This window comes from Pseudomonas sp. S1_E05, assembly GCF_056337105.1.
This window is the reverse complement of the sequence record NZ_JBFRHM010000001.1, coordinates 3,906,010-3,918,055: the sequence shown is the minus strand read 5'-3', so window position 1 is coordinate 3,918,055 and position 12,046 is coordinate 3,906,010. Positions and strand designations below refer to the sequence as shown.

8 protein-coding genes are annotated in these 12,046 nt (G+C 59.9%); 7 read left to right on the top strand and 1 reads right to left on the bottom strand.

Translation table 11 applies throughout. The features are described 5' to 3' along the window. Positions 1-58: 58 nt before the first annotated feature. A complete protein-coding gene (recN, locus tag AB4N33_RS18185) occupies positions 59-1,732 on the bottom strand; it encodes a DNA repair protein RecN (protein WP_476457913.1) in 1,674 nt (557 codons plus the stop codon). Between the two features lie 240 nt (positions 1,733-1,972). Here recN and grpE point away from each other — a divergent pair, with 240 nt between their 5' ends. From grpE to greA, 7 genes are all read left to right on the top strand, one after another. Further along, positions 1,973-2,539 (top strand): nucleotide exchange factor GrpE, encoded by a 567-nt coding sequence (gene grpE, locus AB4N33_RS18180; protein ID WP_476457912.1) that lies wholly within the window; start codon positions 1,973-1,975, stop codon positions 2,537-2,539. Positions 2,540-2,641: 102 nt separating this feature from the next. Next, the gene (gene dnaK / locus AB4N33_RS18175; protein WP_460118260.1) at positions 2,642-4,558 is read left to right on the top strand and encodes a molecular chaperone DnaK; all 1,917 of its coding nucleotides are present in this window, start codon (positions 2,642-2,644) and stop codon (positions 4,556-4,558) included. A 310-nt stretch (positions 4,559-4,868) separates the two neighbouring features. Next, positions 4,869-5,993, top strand: a complete 1,125-nt coding sequence (dnaJ, locus tag AB4N33_RS18170; RefSeq protein WP_460118258.1) for a molecular chaperone DnaJ — start codon at positions 4,869-4,871, stop codon at positions 5,991-5,993. A gap of 9 nt (positions 5,994-6,002) precedes the next feature. Further along, positions 6,003-6,809 (top strand): 4-hydroxy-tetrahydrodipicolinate reductase, encoded by an 807-nt coding sequence (gene dapB / locus AB4N33_RS18165; protein WP_460118257.1) that lies wholly within the window; start codon positions 6,003-6,005, stop codon positions 6,807-6,809. 262 nt (positions 6,810-7,071) lie between these two features. After that, complete coding sequence (gene carA / locus AB4N33_RS18160) at positions 7,072-8,208, top strand: glutamine-hydrolyzing carbamoyl-phosphate synthase small subunit (protein WP_460118255.1); 1,137 nt, start codon at positions 7,072-7,074, stop codon at positions 8,206-8,208. A gap of 119 nt (positions 8,209-8,327) precedes the next feature. After that, positions 8,328-11,549 carry a carbamoyl-phosphate synthase large subunit gene (gene carB / locus AB4N33_RS18155; RefSeq protein WP_460118253.1) on the top strand — a complete coding sequence of 1,074 codons (3,222 nt, stop codon included), beginning with the start codon at positions 8,328-8,330 and terminating at the stop codon, positions 11,547-11,549. A 2-nt stretch (positions 11,550-11,551) separates the two neighbouring features. Then, the gene (greA, locus tag AB4N33_RS18150) at positions 11,552-12,028 is read left to right on the top strand and encodes a transcription elongation factor GreA (RefSeq protein WP_460126823.1); all 477 of its coding nucleotides are present in this window, start codon (positions 11,552-11,554) and stop codon (positions 12,026-12,028) included. Positions 12,029-12,046: the final 18 nt, after the last annotated feature.

Genomic DNA, 12,046 nt, shown 5'->3' with positions numbered 1-12,046 from the left:
CAGGTTCACGAAACGAACAAAGGCGACCCGAGGGTCGCCTTTGTGCTTTTTGCGGGGTTTACGCCTTCGCGGCAACCACCATCTTTTTCGCGTGGGCCAGGGACTCCTTGGTCAGGTCGATGCCCCCCAGCATGCGAGCGACTTCCTCGACGCGATCATTCTTGCTGAGCTTGGACACGGCCGTGCGGGTAGCGTCTTCACCGCGCACCTTGTGAACAAACAGATGCTGATGCCCCTGCGCCGCCACTTGCGGCAAGTGAGTCACCGTCAGTACCTGCCCGCGTTCGCCCAGGCGACGGAGCAACTGGCCGACAATCTCCGCCGTCGGCCCGCCAATCCCCACGTCCACTTCGTCGAATACCAAGGTGGGTACGCGGGAGGTCTGGGCGGTGATGACCTGGATCGCAAGGCTGATCCGCGACAGTTCACCGCCCGAGGCGACTTTGGCCAGGGCTTTGAGGGGTTGGCCGGGGTTGGCGCTGACCAGCAGTTCGACCTGCTCCAACCCATTGGGCAGCAGTTCATCGCCGCTGTTGGGGCGTAATTCGATGGTGAAGCGACCCCCCGGCATGCCCAGGCGTTGGATTTCCTGTTCGACGGCGCTGGCCAGGCTGCTGGAGGCTTGATGACGCAGGTCGCTCAACTCCCGTGCCTTTTCCTGATAATGACGAGCGTAGGACGCCAACTCATCGCTGAGGCGTTCGATTGATTCGTCGTTGGCATTGAGTGTCTCGATTTCATCCAGCAGTCGCTGCTGCATTTCGGCGACTTCGGTCGGCTGGATGCGGTGTTTGCGTGCCATGGTGTAGATCGCATCGAGGCGTTCTTCCAGGTATTGCAGGCGCGCCGGGTCGGCGTCGAAGTTGTCGAGGAAGCGGTTGAGCTCGCCGACGGCCTCTTCCACCTGGATTTGTGCGCTGGTCAGCAGGCTGCTGGCTTCGCCCAGTGCGCCAATGGTGCTGTTCACGCTCGACAGGCGATTGAGGCTGGCGGTCAGGGCATTCAGGACATTGCCGTTATCACTCTCGCTGCATTGCTCGACCACCTGGCGACAGATGCCGAGCAGGGTTTCGGCGTTGGTCAGGTTCTTGTGTTCCTGCTCCAGCTCTTCCAGCTCGTTTTCGCCCAGGCCGAGATTTTCCAGCTCCTCGAGCTGATAGCTGAGCAACTGATGGCGGGCACGTTGTTCGTCGCCGGAGTTGGACAGTCGCTCCAGTTCCTGGCTGGTCTGGCGCCAGCGCTGGGCGGCGAGCTGAACCTGGCGAGCCAGATCGGTCGCGCCGGCATATTCGTCGAGCAGGCGGCGGTGGGTGTCGGTCTTGAGCAGGGACTGGTGTTCATGTTGGCTGTGAATATCGATCAGCAGCTCGCCCAGTGCCTTGAGGTCGCCCAGCGGGCAGGGCGTGCCATTGATATAGCCCCGGGAGCGTCCCTCGGCAGTGATCACTCGACGCAGGATGCACGGCCCGTCGCTTTCCAGGTCGCGTTCGGCCAGCCAGGCGCTGGCTTCCGGGATGTCGACCAGGTCGAAGGTGGCCAGGATGTCGGCCTTGTCCGCACCGGGGCGGACCACGCCGCTGTCGGCGCGGTCGCCGAGGGTCAGGCCCAGGGCGTCGAGCATGATCGACTTGCCGGCGCCGGTTTCCCCTGTGATCACGCTCATCCCGCGATCGAGTTCAAGATCGAGATGTTCAACGATGGCGTAGTTATGTACGGACAGGTGCACCAGCATGACGGCCGCTCCCAGGCTTTAGGTCTGGTTATTTATACAGTGTTTTATTCGCAGCTGACAATGCCTTGCCTTAGCTCGATTTGATTGGTCCGACGAAAGCGTTAGTGCGCCTGGGAATGACAATGCAGGGGTTTTTTGTAGGGTTAATGCGCTCGAGCCCTTGAAGCCTGTTTTTACGGCCCCATATACCGGGACAGAAGCGCGAGTACAGCTCGCGGACGAAATTGAAAGGAGAATTCTATGGCTGACGAACAGACAGTGGATACGCAAAACCCAGACGTCAACCAGGCGCCCGAGGCTTCGGGTGAAGACCTGGCGACTCGTGTGCAAACGCTCGAAGAGCAACTGGCTACCGCTCAGGACGCCACCCTGCGAGTCACCGCTGACCTGCAGAATGTCCGCCGCCGTGCCGAGCAGGACGTTGAGAAGGCTCACAAGTTTGCGCTGGAAAAATTCGCCGGCGACCTGCTGCCGATCATCGACAGCCTGGAGCGCGGACTGGAATTGTCCAGCCCGGACGACGAGAGCATTCGTCCGATGCGCGAAGGCATCGAGCTGACCCTGAAAATGTTCCATGACACCCTCAAACGTTACAACCTGGAACCGATCGACCCGCATGGCGAACCGTTCAACGCCAGTCTGCATCAGGCAATGGCCATGCAGGAAAGCGCAGACGTCGAACCCAACAGTGTGCTGAAGGTGTTCCAGAAGGGTTATCAGCTCAGCGGTCGCCTGCTGCGCCCGGCCATGGTCGTGGTCAGCAAGCCTGTTGCGCCTGCTTCGCCTTCTATTAACGAGAAGGCTTGAAATCCGCCGCAAGGCCCCCATTTATAAGTCAAGCGTTTAAGTGCTACCGCAGTTAGCCACCACTGCTGCGGCAACCAAATCCAAAGTTTCGGGAGAGTGAACATGGGCAAAATTATCGGTATCGACCTGGGGACTACCAACTCCTGCGTCTCCGTGCTGGAAAACGGCAAGGCCAAAGTGATTGAGAACGCCGAAGGCGCGCGCACCACGCCTTCGATCATCGCTTACGCCAACGATGGCGAAATCCTGGTTGGCCAGTCGGCCAAGCGTCAGGCAGTGACCAATCCGCACAACACCCTGTACGCGGTGAAGCGTCTGATCGGTCGTCGCTTCGAAGAAGAAGTGGTCCAGAAAGACATTCAGATGGTCCCTTACAAGATCGTCAAGGCTGACAACAACGACGCCTGGGTTGAAGTGAACGGCCAGAAAATGGCGCCGCCACAAATCTCGGCTGAAATCCTGAAGAAAATGAAGAAGACCGCCGAAGACTACCTCGGCGAGGCTGTGACCGAAGCGGTGATTACCGTTCCGGCCTACTTCAACGACAGCCAGCGTCAAGCCACCAAGGATGCCGGTCGCATCGCAGGCCTGGACGTCAAACGTATCATCAACGAACCAACCGCAGCTGCTCTGGCTTACGGTATGGACAAGGCCAAGGGCGATCACACCGTGATCGTTTATGACCTAGGTGGCGGTACTTTCGACGTTTCCGTGATCGAGATCGCTGAAGTCGATGGTGAGCACCAGTTCGAAGTGTTGGCCACCAACGGTGACACCTTCCTGGGTGGTGAAGACTTCGATATTCGTCTGATCGACTACCTCGTCGACGAATTCAAGAAAGAAAGCGGCATGAACCTCAAGGGTGACCCGCTTGCCATGCAGCGCCTGAAAGAAGCCGCTGAAAAAGCCAAGATCGAGCTGTCGTCCGCTCAGTCGACCGACGTGAACCTGCCGTACATCACTGCAGACGCCACCGGTCCTAAGCACCTGAACGTGAAGATCTCTCGCGCCAAGCTGGAATCGCTGGTCGAAGACCTGGTTCAGCGCACCATCGAGCCTTGCCGCATCGCGCTGAAAGACTCCGGTATCGACGTTGGTTCGATCAACGACGTGATCCTGGTCGGCGGTCAGACCCGTATGCCACTGGTTCAGAAACTGGTGACTGAGTTCTTCGGTAAAGAAGCTCGTAAAGATGTGAACCCGGACGAAGCTGTTGCCATGGGTGCTGCTATCCAGGGCGCCGTTCTGGCCGGTGACGTTAAAGACGTTCTGCTGTTGGACGTGAGCCCGCTGACCCTGGGTATCGAAACCATGGGTGGCGTGATGACCGCGCTGATCGAGAAAAACACCACGATTCCTACCAAGAAATCGCAAGTGTTCTCGACTGCCGACGACAACCAGGGTGCCGTGACCATTCACGTGCTGCAAGGTGAGCGTAAGCAAGCGGCGCAGAACAAGTCTCTGGGCAAGTTCGACCTGGCCGAGATTCCACCTGCACCACGTGGCGTGCCACAAATCGAAGTGACCTTCGACATCGACGCCAACGGCATCCTGCACGTAGGCGCCAAGGACAAGGCCACTGGCAAGACTCAGTCGATCGTGATCAAGGCCAACTCCGGCCTGTCCGACGAAGAGATCGAGCGTATGGTGCGTGATGCCGAGGCGAACGCCGAGGAAGATCGCAAGTTTGAAGAGCTGGCCGCTGCCCGTAACCAGGGTGATGCACTGGTTCACTCCACGCGCAAAATGGTCGCTGACGCTGGCGACAAAGTAAGCGCTGAAGAGAAGACTGCGATCGAAGCCGCCGTGGTTGCCCTGGAAGCCGCTGTCAAAGGCGACGACAAGGCTGCCATCGAAGCCAAGGTCGAAGAGCTGTCGAAAGTCTCCGCTCCAGTGGCGCAGAAGATGTATGCCGAGCAGGCTCAACCTGCTGAAGGCGCTGCACCGCAAGGCGAATCGGCTGAGAAGGCTGACGACGTGGTCGACGCCGAGTTCGAAGAAGTCAAAGACAACAAGTAAGTTGTTGGTCGTCCGGTTGACCGCCTTCGGGCAGTGACTGGTAGGATGTCGCCGCGCGGGAGCCTGCCTCCCGCGTTGGCGTGTCTGGAGTACACGAATTTTTACAGCATGCGACAAGGCTTCGGGCCGGCTCGGATGTTGGCGGTATGGCCGGGAATGCTCCTGCTTTTCGTGCCGCAGATGCCGCAATGAAACAAAGACCAGGATCGTTGAATTGACGTGAGTTGGGTCCGGGCCTGTATTGGGGCTCAACGAGTTTGACGAGGCTCAGGAGAGGTTTGTCGAACGTCCTCAAGAGTGCAGAAGACTTATGGCAAAACGTGACTATTACGAAGTATTGGGTGTTGAGCGCGGCTCAAGCGAAGCTGACCTGAAAAAGGCCTATCGCCGCCTGGCGATGAAGCACCACCCGGACCGTAATCCTGATGACAAAGCATCGGAAGAGCTGTTCAAGGAGGCCAACGAGGCCTACGAAGTGTTGTCCGACTCCAGCAAGCGCGCTGCGTATGATCAGTACGGTCATGCCGGTGTCGACCCGAGCATGGGGGGCGGCGGCGCAGGGTTTGGCGGTCAGAACTTCTCCGACATCTTTGGAGACGTCTTCAGTGACTTCTTTGGTGGTGGTCGCGGCGGTGCTCGTGGCGGTGCCCAGCGCGGCAGCGACCTGCGCTACACCCTGGAGCTGAACCTGGAAGAGGCTGTTCGCGGCACCACCGTGAATATCCGCGTTCCGACGCTGGTCAACTGCAAGCCGTGCGACGGTTCGGGCGCCAAGAAGGGCTCTTCGCCCGTCACTTGCCCGACTTGTGGCGGTATTGGCCAGGTGCGCATGCAGCAAGGTTTCTTCTCGGTGCAGCAGACCTGCCCGCGGTGCCATGGCCAGGGCAAGATCATTTCCGATCCGTGCAACTCGTGTAATGGCGACGGTCGCGTGGAAGAGTACAAGACCCTTTCCGTGAAAGTGCCAGCCGGCGTCGATACCGGTGACCGCATTCGTCTGTCTGGCGAAGGCGAAGCGGGCGCTCAGGGCGGCCCGACGGGCGACCTGTACGTGGTGATCAACGTGCGTGAGCACGCGATCTTCCAGCGTGACGGCAAGCACCTGTTCTGTGAAGTGCCGATCAGCTTCGTCGACGCGGCGCTGGGTGGCGAGCTGGAGATTCCGACTCTCGATGGTCGGGTCAAGTTGAAGATCCCGGAAGGGACTCAGACCGGCAAGCAGTTCCGTGTTCGCGGCAAAGGCGTTGCGCCGGTGCGTGGCGGCGGTGCAGGCGATCTGATGTGCCGCGTGGCGGTGGAAACCCCGGTCAACCTGGGTCGTCGTCAGCGCGAATTGCTCGAAGAGTTCCGCAGTTCGCTGGCGGACGACAACAGCCATTCGCCCAAAACCACCGGTTGGTTTGAAGGCGTGAAGCGCTTCTTCGGCGATCTGTAAGGAGTGAGCATGCGACGTATAGCTGTCATGGGCGCCGCTGGCCGCATGGGCAAGATCCTCGTCGAAGCGGTGCAGCAGCGTGCGCCGCTGACCGGTCTGACGGCCGCCATCGTGCGCCCCGGCAGCACGCTGATCGGCGTGGACGCAGGTGAGCTGGCCTCGCTGGGGCGTATCGGCGTTCCGTTGTCCGGTAACCTGGAGTTGGTGGCGGAGGAGTTCGATGTGTTGATCGACTTCACCCTGCCGGAAGTCATGCTGAAAAACCTCGCGTTCTGCCGCAAGGCTGGCAAGGCGATGGTCATCGGCACCACCGGGCTGGATGCTGCGCAGAAGCAGTTGCTGGCCGAGGCGGGCAAGGACATCCCCATCGTGTTTGCCGCCAACTTCAGCGTCGGTGTGAACCTGTCGCTCAAGTTGCTCGACATGGCCGCGCGCGTGCTGGGCGATGATGCCGACATCGAAATCATCGAGGCGCATCACCGGCACAAGATCGATGCGCCTTCGGGCACCGCCTTGCGCATGGGTGAAGTGATTGCCAGTGCGCTGGATCGCGATCTGCAGAAGGTCGCGGTGTATGGGCGTGAAGGCCACACCGGTGCGCGGGAGCGGGAAACCATCGGTTTCGCCACTGTTCGTGGCGGTGATGTGGTGGGTGATCACACGGTTCTGTTCGCTTGTGAGGGCGAGCGGCTGGAGATTACCCACAAGGCGTCCAGTCGCATGACCTTCGCCAAGGGCGCGGTGCGTGCCGCATTGTGGCTGGATGCTCGCGAGCCGGGCCTGTACGACATGCAAGACGTGCTCGAGCTGCGGTAAGATGCCCCCCAGAAACCGGGAGCCGATTCAGCGTCGGCCCCGGTTTTGTTACGCCAAGCGACGTCCTGTCGCATTCTCCAGCCTTTAGGGCTCATTGGCGGTAGACCAAAAAACCCTTTTTCTGTAAGCTACAGCTTTAGTGTGTCCACTAAAAGCGCGCAGAAAATTATTCAGTGAAGAAGCGGGGTGACGTGTCCATACGTCACTCCGCTTTTTTACAACCTGCGATCGCCCTTTCAGGCTTTATTTACGGGAGGTCTTCTTGACTAAGCCAGCCATACTCGCCCTTGCTGATGGCAGCATTTTTCGCGGCGAAGCCATTGGAGCCGACGGACAAACCGTTGGTGAGGTGGTGTTTAACACCGCAATGACCGGCTATCAGGAAATTCTTACCGATCCTTCCTACGCCCAACAGATCGTTACCCTGACTTACCCGCACATCGGCAATACCGGCACCACGCCGGAAGACGCCGAGTCGAACCGCGTATGGTCCGCTGGCCTGGTCATCCGTGACCTGCCACTGGTTGCGAGCAACTGGCGTAACACGATGTCCCTGTCCGATTACCTGAAGGCCAACAACGTTGTGGCCATCGCCGGTATCGACACCCGTCGCCTGACGCGCATCCTGCGTGAAAAAGGCGCGCAGAACGGCTGCATCATGGCCGGTGACAACATTTCCGAAGAAGCCGCCATCGCCGCGGCCCAGGGCTTCCCTGGCCTCAAGGGCATGGACCTGGCCAAGGTCGTCAGCACCAAGGACACCTACGAATGGCGTTCGACGGTCTGGGACCTGAAAACCGACAGCCACGCGACCCTCGAAGCATCCGAGCTGCCTTACCACGTCGTGGCGTACGACTACGGCGTCAAGGTCAACATCCTGCGCATGCTGGTCGAGCGCGGCTGCCGCGTAACCGTGGTTCCAGCGCAAACTCCGGCTGCCGACGTACTGGCACTCAACCCTGATGGCGTGTTCCTGTCCAACGGTCCTGGTGACCCAGAGCCTTGCGATTACGCCATCCAGGCGATCAAGGACGTACTGGAAACCGACATCCCGGTGTTCGGCATCTGCCTCGGTCACCAACTGCTGGCTCTCGCCTCCGGCGCCAAGACCCTGAAAATGGGTCATGGCCACCACGGCGCCAACCACCCCGTCCAGGACCTGGACACCGGTGTCGTCATGATCACCAGCCAGAACCACGGTTTTGCGGTGGACGAAGAAACCCTGCCGGCCAACGTTCGTGCGATCCACAAATCGCTGTTCGACGGCACCCTGCAGGGGATCGAGCGTACCGACAAGAGCGCCTTCAGCTTCCAGGGTCACCCGGAAGCCAGCCCTGGCCCGAACGACGTAGCGCCACTGTTTGATCGCTTCATCAACGAGATGGCCAAGCGTCGCTGATCGCTGGCCCTGATGCAGCAAGGCCTTAAGGGCGGTCCCGACACCGGTGGCCCCCTCAAGGCTCAACAGATTGAACAAGACGGCTTGCCGACTGACCTGCGGATTTGAGTGACAAACCCATGCCAAAACGTACAGACATTAAAAGCATCCTGATTCTCGGCGCTGGCCCGATCGTGATCGGCCAGGCCTGCGAATTCGACTACTCCGGCGCCCAGGCTTGCAAAGCCCTGCGCGAAGAGGGTTACCGCGTCATCCTGGTGAACTCCAACCCGGCCACCATCATGACCGACCCGGCCATGGCCGACGCTACCTACATCGAGCCGATCAAGTGGCAGACCGTTGCCAAGATCATCGAAAAAGAGCGTCCGGACGCGCTGCTGCCGACCATGGGTGGCCAGACCGCGCTGAACTGCGCTCTGGACCTGGAGCGCGAAGGCGTCCTTGAAAAATTCGGCGTAGAGATGATCGGTGCCAATGCCGACACCATCGACAAGGCTGAAGACCGTTCGCGTTTCGACAAGGCCATGAAAGACATCGGTCTGGCGTGCCCGCGTTCCGGTATCGCCCACAGCATGGAAGAGGCCAACGCGGTCCTCGAGAAACTGGGTTTCCCTTGCATCATCCGTCCGTCCTTCACCATGGGCGGCACCGGTGGCGGTATCGCTTACAACCGTGAAGAGTTCGAAGAAATCTGCGCCCGTGGTCTGGACCTGTCGCCGACCAAGGAACTGCTGATCGACGAATCCCTGATCGGCTGGAAAGAATACGAGATGGAGGTTGTCCGCGATAAGAAGGACAACTGCATCATCGTCTGCTCCATCGAGAACTTTGACCCGATGGGCGTGCACACCGGTGACTCGATCACCGTGGCGCCGGCACAGACCCTGACCGACAAGGAATATCAGATCCTGCGTAACGCCTCCCTGGCGGTACTGCGCGAGATCGGCGTGGAAACTGGCGGTTCCAACGTTCAGTTCGGTATCTGCCCGAACACCGGCCGCATGGTCGTGATCGAGATGAACCCGCGTGTATCGCGTTCCTCGGCCCTGGCTTCGAAAGCCACCGGTTTCCCGATTGCCAAGGTCGCGGCCAAGCTGGCCGTGGGCTACACCCTCGACGAGCTGTCGAACGACATCACCGGCGGCAAGACCCCGGCGTCCTTCGAGCCGTCCATCGACTACGTCGTGACCAAGCTGCCGCGTTTCGCCTTCGAGAAATTCGCCAAGGCTGACGCGCGTCTGACCACCCAGATGAAATCGGTGGGTGAAGTCATGGCCATCGGCCGTACTTTCCAGGAATCCCTGCAGAAAGCCCTGCGCGGTCTGGAAGTGGGCGTTTGCGGCCTGGACGAGAAGCTCGACCTGAGCAACCCGGAAAGCATGAGCGTGCTCAAGCGCGAGTTGACCGTGCCGGGTGCCGAGCGTATCTGGTACGTGGCTGACGCGTTCCGCGCCGGCCTGAGCGTCGAAGACATCTTCGGCATGAACATGATCGACCCTTGGTTCCTGGTGCAGATCGAAGACCTGATCAAGGACGAAGAGAAGGTCAAGACCCTCGGTCTGTCGGCCATCGACCGCGATCTGATGTTCCGCCTCAAGCGCAAGGGTTTCTCCGATCAGCGCCTGGCCAAGCTGCTGGGTGTCACCGAGAAGAACCTGCGCACTCACCGCCAGAAGCTGGAAGTGTTCCCGGTCTACAAGCGCGTCGACACCTGCGCGGCCGAGTTCGCCACCGACACCGCCTACCTGTACTCGACCTACGAGGAAGAGTGCGAGGCAGCGCCGTCCAACCGCGACAAGATCATGATCCTCGGCGGTGGCCCTAACCGTATCGGCCAGGGTATCGAGTTCGACTACTGCTGCGTACACGCGGCACTGGCCCTGCGCGATGACGGTTACGAGACCATCATGGTCAACTGCAACCCGGAAACCGTTTCCACCGACTACGACACGTCCGACCGTCTGTACTTTGAGCCGGTGACCCTGGAAGACGTGCTGGAAATCGTGCGTGTCGAGAAGCCAAAAGGCGTGATCGTCCAGTACGGCGGCCAAACCCCGCTGAAACTGGCCCGTGCCCTTGAAGCGGCTGGCGTGCCAATCATCGGCACCAGCCCTGACGCCATCGACCGTGCCGAAGACCGTGAGCGCTTCCAGCAAATGGTCGAGCGCCTGAACCTGCGTCAGCCGCCAAACGCCACCGTGCGCAGCGAAGATGAAGCCGTGCGCGCCGCCGCCAAGATCGGTTACCCGCTGGTGGTGCGTCCTTCGTACGTACTGGGCGGTCGGGCGATGGAAATCGTCTACAAGGAAGAAGAACTCAAACGTTACCTGCGCGAAGCGGTGCAAGTGTCCAACGACAGCCCGGTGCTGCTGGACCACTTCCTCAACTGCGCCATCGAGATGGACGTGGATGCGGTCAGCGACGGCAAGGACGTCGTGATCGGCGCGATCATGCAGCACATCGAACAGGCTGGCGTTCACTCCGGTGACTCCGCTTGCTCGCTGCCGCCGTATTCGCTGCCGGCGCACATCCAGGACGAGATGCGCGAACAGGTCAAGAAAATGGCCCTGGAACTGGGTGTGATCGGCCTGATGAACGTGCAGTTGGCGCTGCAGGGCGAAGACATCTACGTCATCGAAGTCAACCCGCGCGCTTCGCGTACCGTACCGTTTGTGTCCAAGTGCATCGGTGTTTCCCTGGCAATGATCGCTGCGCGCGTGATGGCCGGTAAGACCCTGAAAGAACTGGGCTTCACCAAGGAAATCATTCCGAACTTCTACAGCGTGAAAGAGGCGGTGTTCCCATTCGCCAAATTCCCAGGCGTTGACCCGATCCTCGGCCCAGAGATGAAGTCCACCGGTGAAGTCATGGGTGTCGGCGACACCTTCGGCGAAGCCTTCGCCAAGGCCCAGATGGGCGCCAGCGAAGTCCTGCCGACCGGCGGTACTGCGTTCATCAGCGTACGTGATGACGACAAACCACTGGTTGCAGGTGTCGCCCGTGATCTGATCAACTTGGGCTTCGAAGTGGTTGCCACAGCAGGTACTGCCAAGCTGATCGAAGCCGCAGGCCTGAAAGTGCGCCGCGTGAACAAGGTGACCGAAGGCCGTCCGCACGTGGTCGACATGATCAAGAATGACGAAGTCACGCTGATCATCAACACCACCGAAGGTCGCCAGTCGATCGCCGACTCGTACTCCATTCGTCGTAATGCCTTGCAGCACAAGATCTACTGCACCACCACCATTGCTGCAGGCGAGGCCATCTGTGAAGCGCTGAAGTTCGGTCCCGAGAAGACCGTGCGCCGCTTGCAGGATCTACACGCAGGGTTGAAGGCATGAGCATAACCAAGTACCCAATGACCGTTCAGGGCGCTCGCGCCCTGGAAGAGGAGCATGCTCACCTGACCAAGGTCGTCCGTCCGAAGCTCAGCCAGGACATCGGGACGGCTCGTGAGTTGGGTGATTTGAAGGAAAACGCCGAATACCATGCTGCCCGCGAGCAGCAGGGTATGGTGGAAGCGCGTATCCGCGACATCGAAGGCCGCATGCAGAACGCTGTGGTCATCGACGTCACGACGATTCCTCACACCGGTAAGGTGATCTTCGGCACGACCGTCGAGATTGCCAACGTCGAAACCGATGAAAGTGTCACTTACCAGATCGTTGGTGAGGACGAGGCTGACATCAAACTCGGCAAGATCTCCGTGGGTTCGCCTATCGCTCGCGCCTTGATTGCCAAGGAAGAAGGCGATGTGGTCGGCGTCAAAACGCCCAGCGGCGTTATCGAGTACGAGATTGTCGAAGTCCGCCACATCTGAAGGCAGGCGCCCGCTGCG